This is a genomic window from Spartobacteria bacterium UBA695, assembly GCA_002298145.1.
GTDB lineage: Bacteria > Verrucomicrobiota > Verrucomicrobiia > Chthoniobacterales > Chthoniobacteraceae > UBA695.
This window is the reverse complement of the sequence record DBMP01000004.1, coordinates 106,644-128,054: the sequence shown is the minus strand read 5'-3', so window position 1 is coordinate 128,054 and position 21,411 is coordinate 106,644. Positions and strand designations below refer to the sequence as shown.

Here is a 21,411-nt window from a genome sequence, read left to right as displayed (position 1 = left end):
TTCGAACGTGATGTTTTAGATTTGCCGTTCGCACGCTTCGACCAACTGCCTTATCGAACCGGTTGCCAGGCAAATTTTGTCGTCGGTGGCTCCGTAGTAAAGGCGCAGCTCATCCTTTTCCCAATCGCCCAAGGCCCCGCAGGGGAAGACGACGTTGTCGCAGTTTCCCGTGCGTTCGTAACCCGCCTGAGGGGAGAGAATCCAGCTATTGGTTCGTCCGATGATCTTCCACGGTTGTTCCAGATCCAACAGGATGGCGCCGATGTAATAATACGTGCCGCCCGCGGGTGAGAACACGCCGTGGATGATATCAAGCCAGCCACGGGGCGTTTTGATGGGAGGGGTCGGCCCGATCTTTTCGACATTCCAATACCGGTAGCCCGCCGCGAGCAGTGGCTGGTAATTTCCCCAATGAAGAAGGTCCGGCGAAGAGCTGATCCAAATGTCGCCGTTGCTCCCGTCGCCGCCACCGGGGCGGTCGAGTTTCCAGTAGAGCCCGCCGACTTTCTCCGGGAAGAGGGAGGCCCCGCGGTTGCGCGGCTGGGTGATGATCCCCAGGCGCTCATAATTTTTAAAATCCACCGTGCGCCCCAGCATCCCCACCGGGCCATCGAATCCATGCACCATGACGGGAGTGACGATGTAATGGACTCCGTCGATGCAACTCACACGGTTATCGATGAAGTGGTGGTATAGGGACCAGGGGTGCTCCTCGGACTGAACGTCGATGAAGTTCTCCTTGCCCAAGGTGAAATGAACGCCGTCGTTGCTTCGGGCGACGCGGGTCTGGCCCACGTCCCGCCCATAGCCACGGGTTGCGGCGTGCTCCACCACCGAAACCAGCAGGATGGTTTCATCTCCAAGCTGGGCGGGGGATGGGTTGTAGATTTGCGCGACCCCGGGGTAGTCTTCCAACTTTAAGATGGGGTTCGCGGAATGGCGATTGAGGATATGCGTGGCATCGATACGAGGTGATTCCATAGCTGGAAACACAAAACAGCTTTCTGTTTTTGCTTTCAATATCGGGGAAATTTAATTAGTTAAACTGACAGCCGCCCCCCTGCAATCATGCCGAGCCGACCTGTAGTTTTGCGCGATATCGCTCGTGAAGCCAGTGTCTCCGTGGCCACGGTTTCCATGGCTTTGCGCAATAGTCCGCTGATCTCCGAGACGAGGCGCGAACAGATCCAGGCGATTGCGCGGCAAATGGGGTATGTGCCCAATCCCGCGATGTCGGCGCTGGCCAGTTACCGGCGGGCGCGGAGGCCCGTCCACTATCGTGAGAATCTGGCATTCCTCTACCAGCTTCAACGCGGCGAAACCTCTTTTAAAGATTGGGAAAACTGGCCGATTCGGAAAGGGCTGCTGGAGGGGATGCGGCAACGCTCCGGGGAGCTTGGCTATAAAATCGAATGCCATGAACTCCCCCGGGAGGCGGCTCCCCAGCGGCGGCTTGCGGAGATGCTCGGGGCGCGAGGCATTCGCGGTATCCTGGTTCATGCGAATATGCAACCGGTGGAGGAGGCGTTGAGAGCATTCTCGGCGTTTGCGTTATTGAGTATGATTGATTTTTGCGAAAACGCGCCGTTCCACCAATTGCGCAGCAACGACTACGAAGTGATGCGGCTGGCGCTGCTGCAACTGCGCAGGCGGGGGTATCGCCGGCCGCTTTATTTGAAACCGGGAATGGAGGCCGGGCGGTTTGGCCCTGAAAAATTGAGCGCCTTGGCGGGCATTGGGGAAGAGTTTCCCGAAATGCGAGGCCGCTGGATGGATGAAGCGGAATTTCTCCATCGCGGGATGGCGGAGTTGCGAGGCCGAGACAAACCGGATGTATTGTTAATCCATAACCACTTGGCGCTGGAGGCTGCGGCGAAGCGCCATGGATGGTCGCTTCCCCGGGAGATGGCGGTTTGCCATCTCTTTGCGTCGGGCCACTTGGATCATTACGCGGGGGTGGATATTCGTCCGGCGCTCATGGGCAATATAGCGATCGACGTCATGGATGGCTTGCTCTGCCACGGAGAAATCGGATTTACCCACTCAGCGACCACGACCCTGGTTGACCCGGTTTGGATTGACGGGCCATCGGTGCCGGAAACGTTTAGAACTACGGTATAGCAGGCTTTCACAAAGATAAAAGCGCCGACACCCCCCTGAAATACCTGTATACAGAGACACAAGAATGTTCCCCTGAGCATAAAATGGCTCTTTACACGCTTCGGGTAATGGTCTACGATACCGCAGTAATCCCCCATGAACACAAGCGCATGTTTTTGTCCTGGCTTGGTCAAACAGGTTCTTTCCCCTAGGGAACCGTCCAGGCACGCTTTTTCCCTGCTGGAATTGATTGTCGTGATGGGAATCGCCGTGGGGATTATGACCTTGGTGGGGCCTGCCGTGACCAATATCAAAGGCGGGGAAGATCTCACGTCATCTGCCTATATGATCAAGGGCGCGCTGGAGGAGGCGCGGACTTATGCCGTCGTGAACCATACCTATACCTGGGTTGGAGTTTTCGAGGAAGATCTGAGCAGGGCCGACGCGACCCCGGCGCAATCAGGTGTCGGGCGTCTTGCAATCGCGATAGTCGCCTCCAAAGATGGCACTTCCATTTATAGTAAAACGGTCGCCTCATCGAGTAATCCATCGGTGCAAGTGATCCCACCCTCCCGGCTCATCCAAATCGGAAAGCTCATTAAGTTAAACAACGTTCACATCGTGGACGCCACCGCCCGGAAAGTGGGGGTTCGCCTCGCGGGCGTTGTTAAGCAATCCGATCTCGTGGGGCTATCTTCGGAGCCGCTCCTCTTTTCATTCCAATACCCCCTCGGGAAAACAGCGAAATATACGTTTGGGATTAACCCGAGCCCGGTTTCGCAGGGATCGTCCGTGCCCAGCGGAGTGATTCAATTTAGCCCGCAGGGGGAAGCCCTTTCAGAATCCGGACCCATGATCAGCCCGGCTGCTTACAAAGAAATCGCCATCCAAGCCACGCGAGGAACGACATTAGCCAATAACCAAAATATTGTTGCCATTGATGTGAGCGGACTTACGGGCCAAGTTACCATCTACCGACCATGAACCTGCCAAAAAATACAGCTCGCAGCGCATTTTCACTGGTGGAGATTACCCTTGCGCTCGGGATCGCCTCTTTCTCCCTGGTTTCTGTCCTCGGACTGTTGCCGATTGGGTTAAGCAATGCGCGGAGCGCGACCAACCAGACGGCGGCTATGAATTTAGTCACGGATCTTGCGGCAGATGTGCGGGCGACCCCTGCGGGCACCCCGCAGTCCCCCCGGTTTAAAATCGACGTCTCCACCCTGAACCAACAGCAAACACTTTATTTTAATGACCTGGGCACGGCATCCGCCTCGCTGGGTGGGGATGCTCGTTACAAGGCAGTCATTAAAGCCGTCTGGCAGCCTTCCTCAAACGAAACGCTTACCCGGATTAAAATTTCGTGGCCGCCTCAGGCCTCCAGCCAGAACGACTCGGTGGAAACCGTCGTATCGTTGAGCCAAAACTAGCGGCCTCCTCCCTTCATAGGTATCCCCATGAAAAAGCGCAGCGGGTTTACGATGATTGAGCTCTTGATCTCCGTGAGCACGCTTGCCGTCATCGTGCTGTTGGTGACGCAGTTGCTTAATAGCGCGGCCCTGACAACGCTGCATTGCGGTAAGCTGATGGATTCCGACAGCCAGGCGCGGATGATTTTCGCCCAAATGGCCGAGGATTTCATGGCCATGTATCAACGGGCCGATTTGAACTATTATTTTAAAAGTCAAACCGGCAACGATGCGTTCTATTTCTATAGTCAGAAACCGGGCCACATTGCTTCGCAGGATCCGGCGGGCACGGGCGATTCGTCGCTCAATACCTCCTCTCTGGTGGGGTACCGCGTCAACGATGCGATCAGTGGTGGGAGCCGGGTGGAGTTGGAGCGGCTTGGGCGCGGATTGCACTGGGTTGACGTCGCATCGCAAAGCGGTGCGGATGGCCATGCCACCTCGATCTTACATTTGCCGTTGCTGATTAAAGACACTTTCTCTCAGGCCATTGCTGATACCTATAACAACTCGTCGAATCCCAATCCCGGCGGCTCCACAACCGCAGCTCAGCAGTGGGATGTTATTGGAGACCAGGTGTTTCGCATGGAGTTCTGTTTTTTGCTGACGGACGGGACCTTGAGTCTGACGCCAGTGGTGAGCGGCACCACGGTCAACAACCTAACGGCGACTGCGGCTCCCAATAGCAGCGCGGATTCCACGGCGGGGTATGCCATCGGCTCTCGGTGGTATGACACCAATAGCCAAATTGCCTACGCTTGCACCGATGCCACCGCGCAGGCCGCCGTCTGGGCTCCGTTGGGGCTTCAAGACGTGAAAGCGATCGTGGTCACCATTGCGCTCATTGATTCCAAGAGCCGCGCTTCCACGACGGTCGGCGCACTCATACGAGCCATCAGCGGTTTGCGGGACGCCTCCCCTGAACTCATCAAGGACGCCTCTCTGACGAAAACTTGGGCCAAGGCCGCCAAGGACCCCTCCACTTTTGTCAGCAGCTATGGCTTGAGCCATACGGCGGCTTCCTCCATCCGTGTCTACGAACGCTTTTTCTATCTGAAATAGAGGTATTTTTTCTATGTCATTCTCTTCCCAATCAGGGCGTTTGAATGCAAACCGTAACCGGGGAGTGGCCCTCGTGCTGGTTCTTTCCCTATTGGTTTTGATCGTGGTGGTGACCGTGGCCTTTTTTTCCCGCGTGACCATGGAACGCTCTGTTTCCAACGCAAGTGCCAGCGGCACCAAAGTGGAGATGATGGCGGGCACGGCGCTGGACATTATTACCGATGATCTGATCCAGGAAATCGTCTCCAACTCCACCGCCAACGGTACGGGAACCAATACGATTTATGTTCCCAAGACAGGCACCAACGTGATGCCGATCCGCAGCGGAACGCTTGCCAATTTGATTCGCTATAGCAGCCGCAATGACAGCGCCACTCGCGCGGCCGCGGCCCTTTCCACCGGCACCTCGCTGAACGGCCGATCCGTCAACGTTGCGCGATGGAATGCTCATTTTCTGCTTCCCCTTGCAAATGGGACGGCGGGAGATTCGACGCCGGACAATAGCTTTACCGCTCCGGATTGGGTAGTCGTCACGAGGAGCGGCCCGACGTCAGGGGCGGCGTGGAATAAGAACTTATCCGACAGCACTTCCGATCAGTGCGCCATCGGCCGCTATGCCTACGCGATCTATAACGAAGGCGGTCTGCTGGACATCAACGCGGCGGGCTATCCCTCCTCTTCCTCAGCCAGCCAATATGGCCCCAAGGGCGGGCTTGCCTATGCGGACCTAACGCAGTTGACATTTACTAAAACTCAAATCGACCAGATCGTCGGCTGGAGAAACTATGCAACGCTCCAGCCCTCGGGGACAATGTCCAGCTTTACGTTCGACACCGCCGCCGCCGCACGCTATCAGACGCTGGTCACGTCAAGCACCAACGCCTTCGTCGGTGTTTCCGGAACGTCCGTTTACAACGGGAACACCGATCATTCCTTTGTAAATCGGCAGCAGTTGATTAAGCTGTTGCAGAGTATCGCGACGAACTCCACCGAGCAGCGGCAATTTGAAACGGCACTCCAGTACCTTGGCACCTTCAGCCGCGAGGTGAACGGCCCCACTTGCACCGGCACGGGAGCCAGCGCCACGGATTATAATCCTCCTTATATTTTCAGCGTTAAAGTGCAGAGCGCGTTTACGCGGAACAATGGAACGCAAGCCGTCGCGGGAGAGCCGCTGGTCAAATACCGCTTTCCGCTTGAGAAGCTCGCGCTGCTCGAAAAACTGGGCACGGTCGGGCTTTCGACGCAGGATGTGGATGATATTCAGCGTTATTTCGGGCTGGATGTGATGAGCGATTCGAACGGCCTCTTTCGCCACTGGCGTTATCCGACTACCAGCACCAAATACAAGCACACCGACCCACACGGCATTATGTCTTTGAGTGATGTCGCCGGGCAGAACCGGGAAGCGGATTTTTTTGAATTGCTACAGGCGGGAATTTCGTACGGCTCGGTGGGCCGGGGCGGAGCAAGGGGCGATGTTCTCGTGGGAACGGAAGGGTACACGTCGGCAAATTTTCAAGACCCCGATCTCAAGGTGACGCTGCAGCTTCTTCGAATCGGAGCCAATATTATCGACCAGTGGGATGCCGATAATTATCCGACGACGATCACCTTGATTCCACCGGGGAGTTCCGCGACCGACGCCAACAGCGTCTACGGCATCGAGGATCTGCCGTATTTGAATAAGTTCTTATTTACCCTTTCGGGGCCGGGTAATTACACGACTCCTTACACTCAGCAGAATATTTTCAAGTACTGCTTTAACCTCTGGAATCCCCATCAGGCGCTGGCCTCCAATACCGGCGCCTACCCGACGCAATTTCAAATTTCGCCGCTCGAAAACAGCAGTAACGACAATAATTCCGATCACTATATGATCGGAGCCATTGCCTCTTTGAATTCGGTGAACTATCGCTGGTACTGGGATGCCAATGGCGGTAGTTGGACAACGACCGGCACGGCGGTTACCCATTTTGCCAAAGCCCCCGGCAATGGAGTCATTTCGTTTTCGCTGGCATCACCCGCCACCGACTACCGCTCACCGACGCTATCGAGCACCTTATCTCTCAACCCGGTAGTCGGCTTTCCGCCCGATACTATGTCCACCACGACTGGAACAACCAGCGTGACTTGGAGTCAGGCGGTGGCCCAATCGGCAACCATGATGCTTAAGTTCTCCACGTCCATGGTGTACCGCATTCAGTATAAGGACCCGGGCGGCACTTACCGGACGTATGGAACCTTCGTGGGGTTAGACAATAGTAACAGCCCGTACCCGGGAACCGGTTATCGGCAAGCCCCTTGGGTCTCGATTCTCAAAGGGAGCGGCGCGGTCGGTTGGTATTTGTCTTTAAAGAGTGACCCCCGGACCTCCCGCTTTGGCTCAGGGGGCAACACCACCTATATCTCCACCGCGCAGGCGGCGCAGACTCTTACGCCGGATGCCAGCACGGTCAATGGTCCAATCACCTCGTATGATCCATTTGTGACCTCCGGCCTGGGATATATCACCTCGGGCACCACCCCGTACCGCGTGGACATGTGGGCGGTCAACAGCAGTTCCGGTGGGCCACCCGGGACCAATGCGGCAAACCCTGCTTATCCGGATAACGACGGCCAAACCCGTCCCGGCGATGCGTTTTATAGTTATTCGTCGGCGAGCCCGCTGTTCACTTCGACATCGGGGACGGCAGCGCGGCCCGTTATTTTGAACCGCCCATTCCGGTCGGTCGGGGAACTGGGCTACGCCTACCGGGACATGCCCTGGAAAACGCTCGATTTCTTTTCTGCCTCCAGCGCGGATGCGGGGTTGTTGGATCTCTTTTCTCTTAATGGAACGCAGACCGTGCGCGGAGGGCGACTTAATCCTAACACCTTGCAAAAGAACGTATTGGCGGCTGTCATCTCCGGGGCTACTCAAGCCAGCAGCGGCACCGGCACCACGGTCTCTTCCGCCAACGCGGGGACCGTTGCCACCGCTTTGATTTCTCTCGAACAAACCAAACCGTTTGCCAATCGCTCCGATCTGGTCGCCCGGCTGATGGTGGACTCCTCGCTGAGCAGTCTCTCCTTGATTAAAACGGAGCGGGAGGCCGTGATTCGCGCCTTGGCGGATAGCTCCAACACCCGCACCTGGAATCTCCTGGTCGATCTCGTGGCACAGGTTGGCAAATACCCTACGACCGCCAGTTCCCTGGATCAGTTCAACGTGGAGGGCGAGCGGCATTACTGGCTGCATCTGGCCATTGACCGCTACACTGGCAAAGTGATAGATAAACAACTGGAGGTTGTCCGCGAATGAAAGTTACCTCTGTCCTATATCTGGTTCTGTGGTTGGCCATGGCATGCCTGTCGCCGCTGGTCCGCGCCGAGGAGGCGATTCCCAGGGCTCCGTATGTCGCGGCGATTCCCGAAAATGCTCATTGGAAAGTCTATTTGCAGGAAGGGCGGGGAGCGCCATCTGCCAGCAGTTCTTCAAAAGGGGTTCCAGCGGTCATCGAGACGGTTAAGACCGGCGATATCCAGTATGTGACCGTGAGGTACAAGGACGGAGTCGCCGACCAGTTTGCACGAGTGAAAAATTACCTCGTCATCGCCTTGGTGGACAAACCGCGATTGCTGGCCGTCACACCCGACACGCCGCCGTATCCATTCTATTCGGAGGGTTTCCTTTTTGTCGAGGGCCTGGGGGTCTCCAGCTTCCGGGAAACCGTCAACTATCGCGGGGTGCAATGCTCCCATTATGAGAACGCTTCCGGCGAGGTCTGGATTGCCACCGGTTCGATGCTTCCCGTAGCCGCGCGAATGGGCTCGATGCTGGCGGTTTACGAATTTCTGCCTGCTCCCACTGCCCCGCTCTCCCTTTCTCCAGAGGCAAATGCCATGGTTCAACAACAGGAGCGGGCTCTCCATACCTTTAACGCCCTGAGGTAAATCTCCGGTTGGGGAGAGTCTTTGGGGAATCCCCTGTGCATTGCGTTTGACGAGCGGGCCCAAAAAGGCACACTAGAACAGGTATGCGCACCGCCAATCGAGTTTCTCCCAAAATCCCAATTTACAGAAGGATCGAGGAGGAGCTGCGCAGCATGCTTGCGGAAGAGCGCTTTAAACCGCATATGCCGTTCCTTTCCGAAATGGAGCTTTGCGAGCGGTTTCAGGTCAACGTCGCCACGGCGCGCAAGGCGGTCAACCAGCTTACCGAAGAAGGGTTGCTCTACAAGCTGCACCGCAAGGGGACCTTCGTGGCTCCCCTGGCCCGCAATAAGCTCATTCTGCTCGTGACCAGCGAGGCGGACTACTCCGTCATCGGGCGGCTGACCCCCATGGCGCGGCTCTTTCCTGAACTCCAATGGCAGGAACTGGTGGTGGATGACCTCCGGTCCTGCGTGCCGGATATCCGGCATATTTTTCCACGCTTGGCGGGAACGCTTTTTATCCGGGATATTTCCAAATGTATTGATGTCATCCATGGCGTTCAGAGCCAAAACGTTCCGACGTTCTTCTACGGATCTGACACTCATCTAGGCTACCTCCAGGGAGTGCATGCCTTATTGCACCGGGAACGCGATATTTCCCGCATGGCTCTAGATCATCTCCTGGAGAAGGGTTGCCGCAGGATCGGCTTTTTTGGCAGTAGCGAGTGGGCGACTTATGCCTCGCGGCAGGCGGAATATATCCAGTGGATGGGCGAAAAAAAGCTGCCGGTCATTCAGAAAAACATTATTGATCAGACGCTGCCCACCATGCGCAATGCACCGGCTTGCTACGAGGCGTTGAAGTCCTATTTCAAATCCGGCGAATTTACCGGCGACGGAATTTATTGCGTGGATGCCTGGGCCGCGGCCTGCCTGGTCCAAGCCGCGCTTGCAGCGGGCCTAAGGATTCCGGAGGACGTCCGAGTGATTAGTGTGGAAGACGACCAAACGATCGCCGGGCGGATTTTCCCGCAGATCAGTTGTGTCCGTATTCCGTTGCCGGAAGACATCAGGGAAGCCGTGAAACTGATTGCGCAGCATTCCACGGATGATTCGAAAACCATCAGGCTTTGGAGTCGTCCTTACGTTATCGCCCGCCAGAGCACCTAGCAGCTCTGCGATAGTGTAGGTTGCACCCCCTCCAGCGCCGTGACCCCGGCCTCGGCTCGAATTTTCTGCCATCAAGAGTATTGATGGCAAAGTTCTCCGTTGAAACAGGCGTTTTTTCCCATTAAGCACGCCATGGCTTGATCGTCCGCGAGCGATTTGCCTTGTTTTTAACGAATGCTACTATACAGTAGATGCTAAACATGAGTGCTTTAGTTTCCAAGGCCGATTGCCAGAGTCCCACCTGTGCCAGCGCCGTTTTGGTGTGCCTGTCCGAGATCGAGAGAAAGCTGTTTTTCCCCAACGAAAGCCCGGTGCGGCTTCCCGGGAAACTAGTGCATTTCAACCCCTCGGAATGCTCAGCTGAAGCCTGGGCCGATATGCTTAAATCAGTCCAGCCGACCGTTGTCGTATCAAGCTGGCATACCCCCGCATTGCCCTTGGATTATGTTCAAGATCCGGAGTTGAAACTGAAATATGTCTGCCACTTGACCGGGTCCGTGCGTCACGTCGTGCCGCGGGAACTGCTGGAGCGCGGCGTGATGGTTACCAACTGGGGCCGCATCGCCGCGATTTCCGTGGCGGAGCACGCGCTGCTGCTCATCTTATCGCTTCTGCGCCATGCGCCCCGTTGGAGAGGGTGTTTTATGAGCCCGTTTGAAAAGCAGACGGAATACCGTCTTACCATGCCCACCCGTTCGTTGGTTGAGCAGCATGTGGGGATCCATGGCTTCGGCGCGGTGGCGCAAAATCTGGTGAAGCTATTGCAGCCTTTTGGCGCGACGATCTCGGCCTATTCGGAAGGCGTTCCGGCCTCGTTTATGCAGGAATATGGCGTAACACCCAGTAAATCATTGCATGACTTGTTTTCCAACTGCGGCATCCTCGTAGAATGCGAGGGGCTCACGCCAAAATCGAAAGATTCCGTATCTGCCGAAATCCTTGAGCTTTTGCCTGAACACGCGCTGTTTGTGAATGTCGGACGCGGCGGGGTCGTGGATGAAGAGGCCCTGATCCGATTGGCGAAGGCTGGGAAAATCCGGATTGCCTTGGATGTTTTTCGGGAGGAACCGCTGCCGCATCAATCCCCTCTATTAGCCATCCCCGACGCTGTTCTATCGCCTCATATCGGCGGCCCGACGTATGATCGCCTGCCGAAATGCGCGGCCTTTGCCGAGCGAAATCTTCAGCGTTTCTTCAATGGTGAACCGCTCGAAGCGGTCATCTCGCTTCAGCAATTTGATTGGGCAACCTAAAGCGGGCTTGATTGTTCGATCTATGAATCAACGGCTCTCCCTGGGATTCTCCACCCTTGGCAATCCCTTGGATTCATTATTGGACTCGAACCGGTTGGCCCGCCAGTTCGGGCTTAAATTTCTCGAATTACGCTCCCTGGAGGGAAGCCTTGACCTCCCGGTGTATTTCGAAAGGCATCCGCTTCCCGCCGCACCGGTACCGATCCTTGTGCTTGACACCTCGCTCTGCTTGCTGACGGCCGGGGCGAAGGAGGTCGAAGACTTTTACCGTTTTGCAGAACTGGCCGAGCGGTTGCATACTCCCTACCTGCGAGTCTTTGGCCGCGGAGGTGAGGAACTGGGCGAGGCGCTCTCCAGCAAGCAGCTGGACCAAATGGCTCATTGGGTTTGCCAAATCCGCCAGACATTCGCCCAAAAGAGATGGCGTTGCAAATTGCTGCTGGAAACGCACGATATTTTTTCATCAGCCGAACGTTGCCTGGCGTTGAACAACCGATTGGATGTCCCGCTGGGACTTCTATGGGATGCCCATCACACTTGGCGTTTTGCGGGGGAGCATCCCGAGCAAACCTGGCGGCAAATCGGTGAATGGGTTGCCCATATCCACTATAAGGATAGCGTCGGGGTTCACAACACCGCCGAAGCATTCAGCTATGTTCCCCCGGGAAAGGGCGATTACCCAACGAGTGCTTTATTGGAGACGCTTTCCCGAGCGCCCTATGCAGGCGGTATTTCGCTGGAATGGGAAAAATTGTGGCACCCGGAACTTGCCTCAATCCATACTGCTCTTATGGACTTTTGCCGTATATTCCGACCCGAAGAGCCGCGGCGATAGAGCCGTTGATTTTTCCTGGAAAACCATTTGTTCCACCCACCTTCCCAGATGAACGCCATCCACCCCCCAAAACCCATACCGACAAAAAAATTATGGACGGTAGGCACCCTTACCTATACGACCGCCGGGATATTGACCTTGTTTTGCTGGCTGCTCTGGGGGGACTTTGTCTGGTCAATCAAAGAACGGGCTACCCCGCCTTTGATGCAGATTCTGTTTAAAAGCCACGGTGCGCCAGACACGCTGGTTGGGTTCTTGATCGGTTCGGTTCCCTCCGTTATCGGCATGCTCTTGGGGCCTGTCATTAGTTACAAGTCGGATCGCCACAGAGGCCGATGGGGGCGTCGTATTCCCTACCTCTTTGCGCCAACCCCGGTGGCGGTTATTTCCATGGTCGGCCTGGCTTATTGCCCACAAATCGCGGCGGTTTTTCATGCCATGCTGGGGAGCTACTCTCCCGGGCTCAATTCCACGATTCTAATCCTTTATTCCATTTTGTGGACGCTCTTTGCCGGGGCCAGCACGATTGTGAACGCCGTTTTCGGAGGGCTGATCAACGACGTTGTTCCAGAGTCGATGCTGGGGCGGTTTTTCGGAGCTTTTAGGGCCATCAGCCTCGTCGCGGGTATCTTGTTCAGCTACTGGATGATGGGGAAAATCGAGAGCCATTCCCTCGTGATATTCCTCGGTCTTGGGCTGCTTTACGGAATCGCCTTTAGTGTTATGTGCCTCAAGGTTAAAGAGGGTGAATATCCTCCGCCTCCGGTAGCGGAAGAAAGCGCCTTGACGGGGGTATTTGGCGCCACCAAGACGTATTTTTTGGAGAGCTTTGGCAACGGCTATTACTGCTGGTTCTTTGTTTCGTTTGCACTATCCCTGATGGCTTTGGTGCCGGTTAATTTGTTTAATGTATATTTCGCCCAAAGCGTTGGGATGAGTATGGATACCTTCGGCAAACTGATGGCGGTTGCTTTCCTGCTCTCGCTGGTAGCGGCCTATCCGCTGGGGGTTCTTGTGGATCGTTTCCACCCGTTGCAAGTGTCGTTGGTTACACTAGTCATCTATACCGGCGTGACCTTATGGGGCGGGTTCTTTTCCCATAATTCCCTCACGTTGGGCGTTGTTCTGGTTCCCCAATGTTTCCTCGCCGGAGTCTGGCTTACCGCAACCGCTTCGCTTCAGCAGCGACTATTCCCCAAGAACCGGTTTGCTCAATTTTCATCGGCGGCGGGAATTGTATCAAGTTTAGGGTGCATTATCATCAGCCCGATCATGGGGAGTATCCTTGACTATACAGGGCATACTTACCGCCACATTTTTCTGGTAAGTTCCATTCTCTCTTTTATGGCGCTGTTGACGGGGCTTATCGTTTACCGGAGGTTTTTGCTATTGGGCGGAACCACGGGGTATAAGGCTCCGGAATAAGTTCAGCGTGTAGCGCAGGAAAAATTCACACCAGTCATCCCGTCATCCTTGTTTTTCGGTACCCCATACAATACCCACGCCGCTTTACCATGATCCCAGCCGACACCCACACCAGTCCTTTCCCTGCCTCATTCGCCTGGGGAGCCGCCACCGCAGCCTATCAAATCGAAGGCGTATGGGATGAGGAGGGCAAAGGTCCGAGCGTATGGGACATGATGTGCCAAAAAGCAGGAGCCGTCTTTCTCAATCACCATGGCCAAGTCGCCTGCGACCACTTCCACCACTGGCGCGAGGACGTGGGCCTGATGAAGGACATTGGCCTGAAAGCTTACCGATTTTCCGTCTCCTGGCCTCGGGTTGTGCCGGAAGGTACTGGGAAAATCAACGAAGCAGGGCTTGGCTTCTACGACCGCCTGGTGGATCATTTGCTGGAATCGGGCATCGAACCGTATCTTACGCTTTTTCACTGGGACTTTCCGCTGGGCCTCTACCAAAGCGGCGGCTGGCTTAACCGGGAATCCGCCCAATGGTTTGGCGAGTGCGCCACCCTGATGGGGAGCCGCCTGGGCGATCGCATCAAACACTGGATCACACTCAACGAGCCCCAGTGCTTCGTCGGCCTGGGACACCACGAAGGCCTGCACGCGCCGGGCGATAAGCTGGAAATCTCTCAAGTCCTGCGCGTCGTTCACAATGTTTTGATCGCCCACGGAACGGCGGTGCAAGCCCTGCGGGCCGCCTGCCCCGGCCCAATCAGGATCGGTATGGCCTCCGCCAGCACGGCGCAGGTCCCCGCAACTGAAAGCCTCCCAGATATTGAAGCCGCAAGGGAAGTCTTTTTTGGAGTCCGCTCCGATTCCGTGTACAACATCGGCATTTGGGCGGACCCAATCCACCTCGGCGAGTACCCTGCCGAAGCCTATACCCATTTCAAAGAAGCGATGCCCAAAGTGGCTGCCGGCGATATGGAGACGATCCGTCAGCCGCTCGATTTCATTGGGTTTAACAGCTACACCGGCTGCAAGGTATCCCGCGATCCGGACGGCAAACCCCATTCCCACCCAAAGCAGCCGGGCAACCCGGTCGGCACCTTGGGCTAGCTGGAACTCGAAGACAGCGCGCTCTATTGGGCGCCCCGTTTCCTGTCCGAACGCTATGGGAGGCTCCCGGTAGTCATCACGGAAAACGGGGTCTGCATCACCGACTGGGTTGCGCGGGACGGGAAGGTCCATGATCCCCAGCGAATCGACTTTATCAGCCGCTACCTCTCGGGCCTCCAACGAGCCGCCCTGGAAGGCATCCCGCTCGGAGGCTATTTCTACTGGTCGCTAATGGATAACTTTGAATGGGCCGAGGGATATCGCCCCCGGTTTGGCCTCATTCATGTCGATTACGAAACCCAGAAGCGCACGTTGAAAGATTCCGCCCTTTGGTACCGCGATCTTATTGCCTCTAATGGGGGAAATTTGCAGCAAACAAGTTAGAAGTCCAATAGGAACCCCTCCGGCTTTGCCGGAGGACTCACAGAGTTTAACTTATAATGCAGTCTTCCTGTTCGCTGGTCTGGTGAGCCGTGCAAAGCCACAAGACCAAACGAACAATGGAAGACCACAACAGTTTAAGCCATACCAGATGGCAGTGTAAGTATTACGTGATTTTCATCCCGAAGTATCGGCGCAAGAAGCTCTACGAGGTGGTGAAAAAGAGATTGGGGATAGTGTTCGACCAACCGGCTGAGCAGAAGGGCTGCTGGAAAGAGAAGGGGAATATCATGCCGGATCACGTCCACATGCTGATTAATGTGCCGCCGAAATTGGCGGTGTCGGCAGTGGTGGGTTACATCAAGGGCAAGAGCGCCATCCACGTGGCGCGGCACTTCTTGAAACGAGAGAGGAATTATGCTGGGCAAAGCTTTTGGGCACGGGGGTTCTTCGTGGACACGGTGGGCCGAGATACAGAGGAAAAACTCAACCTTCCGGTCGTAGAGGAGCGGAAAAACTGCCGCAACTCTCGGAAAAGCGTCATTTCCAGAGTAGGAAATGGCGGAAGGGGCGGGATTCGAACCCGCGGTGAGGTTCCCCCCACGTTCGATTTTGAGGCGATGGGAAATACTCTGTCAGAGAATAATTCCTACCATATCTTTACGTAAAACAAAGGTTCCTCCGGTTTTTTAGCACCGAGACCATTCTCATCGATATCTTGGCCTTCCATGCGCCCTATGCATCATTAGCCAAACGAGAGTTATGTTGTTTCTCGGCACCGCAAGTTAACTGTTTAATATCGCGGCGAAATCTATTCCTTGTGGCAGGTTTACTTGAGACCTATCGTGCAGGCGCTCCCTCGGAGTTCTTCCCTCCGCTCCAGCCGAAACCGTTCTCCGCGATATGAAACTTGTTCATAGTTTTTTCCTATTAGCCGTATTATTCATCTCCCAAGTTATCTGTAGTGCCGAAGCGCCAGCGTTAAACACCGCGGTCTCTGAAAGAGGAATCCAGATCGATGCGGGCAGCATGGGCAAGTTCTTTTTCCCAGTTCCGGCGCTGCGTCGACACGAGAAGGATTATAGCGGTGAAAAACCAGCGGCTGTGGAAGTCCAGGGCAATACCTTTGTGGCAAGTTACGCCTCCGGGGCAAATGTCAGGGGAGAGCTTTTCCCTGCGGAGCAAAAGGTGGTGTTTTCGTTTGACGGTGTACCAACGGGCGCTTGGGGTTTTGTGGCGCTGATGACTTTTCCCATGTCGTTCAACCAAGGTGGACGGTTTTCTTTCGACCAGGCAGCGCTGACGCCGCTTCCGGAAAGCAAGGAGAAGGCGATCATCCAGGGCACGCACGCCTCGCGGTTTAATATTGTGGACCCGCTGAACCATGGGCTTTCGATTATCTTGCCGCACGATTACCATCAATTGGGTGATAATCGGTTTTTCAACTGGCCGGTTTTCGCGGGTGTTTTCAATTTCACCTTTGTGACTCATCCTGGGCAAAAGTCGTTTGAGGTTAAATTTGCGCCGTTTGTTCCCGGAGCGGAAGGGGAGCCCAGCGCAGCGTCTCAGCCGAAGGCCGAACGGAAGATTTTACTAACGCGTTTTGGGCAGAGCGCGCGGAAGGATTTCCCCGAGAAAGTCAAAGATGTGTCGGAACTCGTGGCTGACATTCCCAAACAAAAAGCGCTGCTTGGGAAGTTTGATGCTTATCCCCAAGATGACTTTAGGGGGCTGGCGGGCAGCGGCGCGCAATACCATCTAAAAAAAACGGGATTTTTTCATGTGGAGGATCTAGGCCATCGCAAAGTGATGGTGACGCCTGAGGGGAATGTGTTTTTTCACCTGGCAACATGCGCTGTCAATGCCGACGATGCCACCATTGTAGCGGGGCGCGAAAATGCATTCGAGTGGCTCCCGCCCAAGGAGAAGTTCGGGCCAGCGTGGCGGTCCGGCAGCACGGTTTCTTTTTTCATCGCAAACTGGATCCAGAAGTATAACAAGCCTTTCTCGCTCGAGGAGTATTCGGCCCAAAGCATCGAACGCCTACGCGCCTGGGGCTTCAATAGCACGGGAGCTTTCACCCCTCCGACGGAGGCGATGAAAACGGCCCGGATTCCCTATGTTTTAAGTCTGCCGCTCAACCGATGGAACAACCTGCCCATGTTGCCGGAAAAAATCGGGGCGGCCGAATGCATTGATCCTTTTGCTCCGAACATCGGGGCAGCGATGGAAAAAGTGTTTGAATCCAAAGTCTATCCGAAAGCGGACGATCCTCTCCTGATCGGTTATTTTTTGGGTAACGAACAACACTTTGAACTGGTCCCCAAACGGGTGCCTACCTTCAAGGCCAGCCAGTCGCCTTCGAAAAGAAAGCTGGTCGAGCTATTGGAGAATAAGTATGGCGAGATTGCTAACTTTAACGCTGCGTGGAATCCCGTAAAGCCGTTCGCCAGCTTTGATGAAGCCCGGGAACAGCCGCTCATAGTCCGCACTGAAGCTGCGGCGGATGATATGCGCTCCTTTTTCAGACTCTTTCTGGAAACATACTTTGAGACGGTGGATCGGGTCTTCCATAAGTATGACCAGAACCATTTATTGATCGGCTGCCGCTGGACTCCCAGCACTGCGAACAATGCGGATGTGGTGACGATTGCCGGAAAGCACCTGGATGTGGTGAGTGTCAATTACTACACCTATCCGATGGAAATGGATTTTCTAAAAAAGATTTATGAAAGGAGCGGCCAGCGTCCGATTATTTTGAGTGAATGGTATTACAGCGCTGCGGATCAAGGGCTTGGGACGCTAATCCAGGTCAATAATCAGCAGGAACGGGGACTGGCTTACCGTCACTATGTTGAGCAGGCGGCATCAACGCCGTACGTTGTGGGCTCGGAATGGTTTTCTTTTTTGGATCAACCCCTTACGGGGCGCTCGTTTGAAGGGCTTAATGGCGAAGGAAACAATATCGGTTTTGTCAATGTGGCGGATCGGCCCTACGAGGAACTAGTCAAGGCTGCCCTTCAAACTCATAAGCGCATTTATGATGTGATGCTTGGAAAAGTGCCTCCCTTCTCCTTTGACGATCCCCGTTTTGCCAGCAACGCCAAGGGCTCTGCTTTGCGCACCGTGGCCATTCCGCGCGCGCTGGCCAGTATGAAATTTGATGGTTCCACGACCAACTGGCCGGGGCGTCCCGCGACACCCATTGAATCGAGCCGGTTGGTGTTCGGGAACTCCAACCAGGATATGCGGGGGGATTTTCGAGTATGCTGGGATGATAAAGCGCTCTATTTCCTGATTCAGGTCAAGGATCATACGCCCATGCTCAACGGGAATCCCGGTCCTTCCCTTTGGAAAGGCGACGGAATCGAGCTGTTCATTGGCGCTAAAAACATTTCGGAAGGCGGGACGATGGTCTTTAGTGATCGCCAAATTATTCTGGGAGCAAGCCCGGAGCCGAAGATCTTCATCGCCGATCACCCGGAAGAAAGCGCCCAATGCCAAAGCCTCGTTATCAAGGATGTTTCGGGTGACGGGTATGTTCTGGAAGCCTCCATTCCATGGAGCGTTCTTGGCGTCAAAGCGGAGCCTGGGCTGGAAATGTTATTTGATGTTGCCATTGATAATAGCGATAATGGAGCGACTCGCGCCCAGCAGCTTATGTGGAATGGAACCGCCAAAAACTCCGGGGATCGGGGAGGGTGGGGACGGGCCCACCTGGTGGAAAATTAATCCGAGGGCAAACTCACAAAAGGCATCTTCTTGCTCGCGCCGATTTTCGCTATCTGCCGCCTACGGTTTCATAGGTTAACCATTAAACTAAATACGAATTGCGAGTTGCATTAGCTAGGAGCAATTTCAAAGCAACTTCATTTCCCCGAAACGTTCGTTTCCTATCAAACAAAACAATACCCCTATTATGAAAAATGCCCCTGTTCCCTCACAATGGGATACCATCAATCGCGCAGGTTGCGCAACCCACACCCCGGTATGGCAAAGAATGTTTATGGCGCTGGCAGCTGCGGCCGTTCTCTGGAACGGATCTTCGGCGCAAGCGGCGGTAGGCTATTGGGATCCCAACGGGGTTGCCAGCGATGGTTCTTTTGGTGGGACGGGCACTTGGAATAGTTCAAACCTCAACTGGGGATCCACTTCGGATTCCACTGGATCAGATGGAGCCTGGGTCACCGGTGGAACTGCTGTGTTCTTGCGGGGAAATAACGGAACGGTTACAGTGGATGCGGGCGGGGTATCCGCGTTTTCCCTGCTTGTTGGTAATACCGGTATCGCTGCAAGCACCAGCAACTCGGGCTCATCAACCTATACCTTCTCCGGCGGCCCCATCACGTTGTCTTCCGGAGCCTCTGCGACCACCATTGCTACCGGCAGCAACACGGTGGCTTCCATCAGCAGCACGATCTATCTCTCTGGAGCTTCTGAAAAGCGATTTACTACCACCGGTGCCCTTAGCAGCCTGACGATTACGGGAAATATCCAGCACACGAATGCGGCTAACGGCACTCTCTCCCTCATTTCCTATGCTTCGACCGCAGTGATAGATATTTCCGGCAATATTACCAAGAACGGCTCCAGTAATTACCTGAATATCAGTATCGGCAATACCGCGTCCAGCAATGGCGCGGTTTACCGGCTGAGCGGCACCAATACGGCATTGAACGGAGGCGGTGCGGTCAATGTCATTAAAGGCGCTTTGGTCGTCAATAATGCGGCCTCAGTGTCGGGAGCCTGGGGCATCCAGTTGGGGGGGCAATCTGCGGGGACGGCGGAAACGCAAGCACTGCTGATCGGGACCAGTGGCATCACCATTGCCAACAATATCATATTGACCAGCACTGACACCACCGATACCCGCGTGGTAGGTAGCAACATCACGAGCGGTGTGGCAACCTACTCCGGCAATGTCAATCTGCAGGGCACCGGGATCACGCTGACCGCAACTACGGGTGGCACCACTCTCTTCAGCGGCACCATTTATGAAACGGGCGGTTCCTACAGCGTGACCGGCTCGGGCGGCGGCACCATCATTCTCGCCGGAACCAACAGTTATACCGGCTCGACAGCGGTCAGCAACGGCACGTTGCAAATTGGCAATGGAACCAGCGGCTCGATCAATAGCGCCAACGTGACCGTCTCCTCGGGAGCCACGCTGGCGCTCAATCAGGCGAATGGCGGTTCCCTTGGAGCAGCCATCGCCAATAGTGGAGCGATCTCGGCCATTGCCAGCGGGACTAACACGCTTTCCGGTATCATTTCCGGTACTGGGGCGTTCGTCCAAAGCGGGTCTGGGGTGACGGTTCTCTCCGCGAGCAATACGTACAGCGGGACGACGACGATTTCGCAGGGGCGGCTTGATATCACCGGGCGATCCACCAACAGCGCAGTGACGGTGGGCAGTGGGGCAACACTGTCGGGCACCGGCATCATTGACGGAGCGGTGGTCAACAGCGGAACGATTTCCGGCGCTTTGACCCTCAATAACAATGTCACCATCAACAACGGCGCCAGGGCGGCGGCCGGCGCGTTCAATGGCAACATCACCAACAACGGCACCATTACCTCCGATCTCACGGTTGCAAGCACCAAGACACTTGCCGGATCCGGAACGCTCAGCGGAGTGGTGATGAACAGTGGAACCATTTCCGGTGGCTTGACGTTTAATAATGATCTCACCGTTGGCTCCGGGGCCACGGCGGCGGCCAGCGCCTTCAATGCCAATGTGACCAACAATGGCTCGATCACTTCTGACTTCACCGTTCAGAGTGGCCATACGCTCTCCGGCAGCGGCACCGCTTCGGGCAATGTCAATGTCTCCAGCGCCACAATCAACGGCAATGGGCTAACGTTCCTGGGTTCGGCCACCTTCGACGGTGCGAGCTTCCTCAAGGGAAGCAGCATTGCATCCTCCGGCTACAAGGTGAATACTGGCTCACTCACCGTTTCCGGAACCACCGGCAGCAATGTCAATGTCGTCTCCGGCGCCACGCTCCAAGGCACCGGCAAGGTCGGCAATGTAGCCGTTGGCGGCACCCTCGCGGGCACCTTGATCACTGGCACCCTGAGCGGGTCGGGCGTGGTCTCTCCCGGCAACAGCCCGGGCATCCTTACCGCTTCGTCGCTGGAGGTTGGCAACAGCCTCTCCTTTGCCTTCGAACTCGCCCAGGCGACTCCCAATTACGCGAACTCCGTTAACAGCCTTAATGATGTTCTCCACATTACCCAATCCAGCGGCGGGCTGAATCTCTCGAGTTCCAACCACATCAGCATCTATTTCTCCTCGCTCGACACTGCCACGCTCGCCTCCAGCGCGGGGGCCAAGTTCGAAGGGTCTTTCTATGTGGAGGGCCTTTCCGGCGCGTCGCTGCTGGCGGCTTATGAAAATGCCCAGTTGACCTACTACGTAGTCGATAGCGACGGTACGGTAGATTCCACGGATGTGGTCTTAAACGGAACCCGATATGCCTTGATCGATTCGAGCCTTATCAATGTGAGCGCGGTCGACGATACCATCAGCGCGTTCGGAACAGGCTCCAGCGCCAGCACCTTGGAGTTCACGGTCGTGCCCGAGCCATCCACTTGGGCCATGATTGCTTCCGGTTTCGGGATGCTGATCGGGGCTCAGACCTTGCGCCGCCGGGAGTCTTGACTTCCAAAACGGGGATAAGGCTGAGGATGTTCGGG

At 55.5% G+C, this 21,411-nt stretch carries 13 protein-coding genes and 2 pseudogenes; 14 read left to right on the top strand and 1 reads right to left on the bottom strand.

Features of this window, described 5'->3' with window-relative positions:
• Positions 1 to 15 precede the first annotated feature (15 nt).
• Entirely contained in the window at positions 16 to 981 is a 966-nt protein-coding gene (locus tag B2828_RS01670) for a glycoside hydrolase family 130 protein (RefSeq protein WP_479631938.1), read from the bottom strand.
• 87 nt (positions 982 to 1,068) lie between these two features.
• Here B2828_RS01670 and B2828_RS01665 point away from each other — a divergent pair, with 87 nt between their 5' ends.
• The 14 genes and pseudogenes from B2828_RS01665 to B2828_RS01600 all read left to right on the top strand — a co-directional run bounded on the left by B2828_RS01665 (position 1,069) and on the right by B2828_RS01600 (position 21,376).
• Positions 1,069 to 2,121: a LacI family DNA-binding transcriptional regulator gene (locus tag B2828_RS01665; protein ID WP_479631937.1), complete on the top strand. Its 1,053-nt coding sequence runs from the start codon at positions 1,069 to 1,071 to the stop codon at positions 2,119 to 2,121.
• Between the two features lie 135 nt (positions 2,122 to 2,256).
• Positions 2,257 to 3,084 carry a pilus assembly FimT family protein gene (locus B2828_RS01660; protein WP_479631936.1) on the top strand — a complete coding sequence of 276 codons (828 nt, stop codon included), beginning with the start codon at positions 2,257 to 2,259 and terminating at the stop codon, positions 3,082 to 3,084.
• Entirely contained in the window at positions 3,081 to 3,530 is a 450-nt protein-coding gene (gene vccB, locus B2828_RS01655; protein WP_479631935.1) for a Verru_Chthon cassette protein B, read from the top strand. The genes B2828_RS01660 and vccB overlap by 4 nt, the downstream gene beginning before the upstream one ends.
• A gap of 27 nt (positions 3,531 to 3,557) precedes the next feature.
• Complete coding sequence (locus B2828_RS01650; protein ID WP_479631934.1) at positions 3,558 to 4,631, top strand: PulJ/GspJ family protein; 1,074 nt, start codon at positions 3,558 to 3,560, stop codon at positions 4,629 to 4,631.
• Positions 4,632 to 4,644: 13 nt separating this feature from the next.
• Positions 4,645 to 7,935, top strand: coding sequence for a hypothetical protein (locus tag B2828_RS01645; protein WP_479631933.1), 3,291 nt, complete (start codon positions 4,645 to 4,647; stop codon positions 7,933 to 7,935).
• Entirely contained in the window at positions 7,932 to 8,567 is a 636-nt protein-coding gene (locus tag B2828_RS01640; protein ID WP_479631932.1) for a hypothetical protein, read from the top strand. Before B2828_RS01645 ends, B2828_RS01640 begins: the two co-directional genes overlap by 4 nt.
• 83 nt (positions 8,568 to 8,650) lie before the next feature.
• Entirely contained in the window at positions 8,651 to 9,718 is a 1,068-nt protein-coding gene (locus B2828_RS01635) for a substrate-binding domain-containing protein (protein ID WP_479631931.1), read from the top strand.
• 200 nt (positions 9,719 to 9,918) lie between these two features.
• Positions 9,919 to 10,971 carry a hydroxyacid dehydrogenase gene (locus B2828_RS01630; protein WP_479631930.1) on the top strand — a complete coding sequence of 351 codons (1,053 nt, stop codon included), beginning with the start codon at positions 9,919 to 9,921 and terminating at the stop codon, positions 10,969 to 10,971.
• 22 nt (positions 10,972 to 10,993) lie between these two features.
• Complete coding sequence (locus B2828_RS01625; protein ID WP_479631929.1) at positions 10,994 to 11,806, top strand: sugar phosphate isomerase/epimerase family protein; 813 nt, start codon at positions 10,994 to 10,996, stop codon at positions 11,804 to 11,806.
• Positions 11,807 to 11,854: 48 nt separating this feature from the next.
• Positions 11,855 to 13,231, top strand: a complete 1,377-nt coding sequence (locus B2828_RS01620; RefSeq protein WP_479631928.1) for an MFS transporter — start codon at positions 11,855 to 11,857, stop codon at positions 13,229 to 13,231.
• Between the two features lie 89 nt (positions 13,232 to 13,320).
• Positions 13,321 to 14,715 (top strand): annotated as a pseudogene (locus B2828_RS01615) (GH1 family beta-glucosidase).
• 116 nt (positions 14,716 to 14,831) lie between these two features.
• Positions 14,832 to 15,185, top strand: a pseudogene (gene tnpA / locus B2828_RS01610) (IS200/IS605 family transposase); the annotation flags it as partial.
• Between the two features lie 430 nt (positions 15,186 to 15,615).
• Entirely contained in the window at positions 15,616 to 18,444 is a 2,829-nt protein-coding gene (locus tag B2828_RS01605; RefSeq protein ID WP_479631927.1) for a sugar-binding protein, read from the top strand.
• 274 nt (positions 18,445 to 18,718) lie between these two features.
• Entirely contained in the window at positions 18,719 to 21,376 is a 2,658-nt protein-coding gene (locus B2828_RS01600) for an autotransporter-associated beta strand repeat-containing protein (RefSeq protein ID WP_479631926.1), read from the top strand.
• Positions 21,377 to 21,411: the final 35 nt, after the last annotated feature.

Excerpts from the sequence above, each read along its gene's own strand:
- vccB (WP_479631935.1), top strand. The coding sequence starts at position 3,081 with ATGAACCTGCCAAAAAATACAGCTCGCAGCGCATTTTCACTGGTGGAG.
- B2828_RS01665 (WP_479631937.1), top strand. The coding sequence starts at position 1,069 with ATGCCGAGCCGACCTGTAGTTTTGCGCGATATCGCTCGTGAAGCCAGT.
- B2828_RS01600 (WP_479631926.1), top strand. The coding sequence starts at position 18,719 with ATGGCGCTGGCAGCTGCGGCCGTTCTCTGGAACGGATCTTCGGCGCAA.
- B2828_RS01660 (WP_479631936.1), top strand. The coding sequence starts at position 2,257 with ATGAACACAAGCGCATGTTTTTGTCCTGGCTTGGTCAAACAGGTTCTT.
- B2828_RS01620 (WP_479631928.1), top strand. The coding sequence starts at position 11,855 with ATGAACGCCATCCACCCCCCAAAACCCATACCGACAAAAAAATTATGG.
- B2828_RS01645 (WP_479631933.1), top strand. The coding sequence starts at position 4,645 with ATGTCATTCTCTTCCCAATCAGGGCGTTTGAATGCAAACCGTAACCGG.
- B2828_RS01670 (WP_479631938.1), bottom strand. The coding sequence starts at position 981 with ATGGAATCACCTCGTATCGATGCCACGCATATCCTCAATCGCCATTCC.
- B2828_RS01650 (WP_479631934.1), top strand. The coding sequence starts at position 3,558 with ATGAAAAAGCGCAGCGGGTTTACGATGATTGAGCTCTTGATCTCCGTG.
- B2828_RS01640 (WP_479631932.1), top strand. The coding sequence starts at position 7,932 with ATGAAAGTTACCTCTGTCCTATATCTGGTTCTGTGGTTGGCCATGGCA.
- B2828_RS01630 (WP_479631930.1), top strand. The coding sequence starts at position 9,919 with ATGAGTGCTTTAGTTTCCAAGGCCGATTGCCAGAGTCCCACCTGTGCC.
- B2828_RS01605 (WP_479631927.1), top strand. The coding sequence starts at position 15,616 with ATGAAACTTGTTCATAGTTTTTTCCTATTAGCCGTATTATTCATCTCC.
- B2828_RS01625 (WP_479631929.1), top strand. The coding sequence starts at position 10,994 with ATGAATCAACGGCTCTCCCTGGGATTCTCCACCCTTGGCAATCCCTTG.
- B2828_RS01635 (WP_479631931.1), top strand. The coding sequence starts at position 8,651 with ATGCGCACCGCCAATCGAGTTTCTCCCAAAATCCCAATTTACAGAAGG.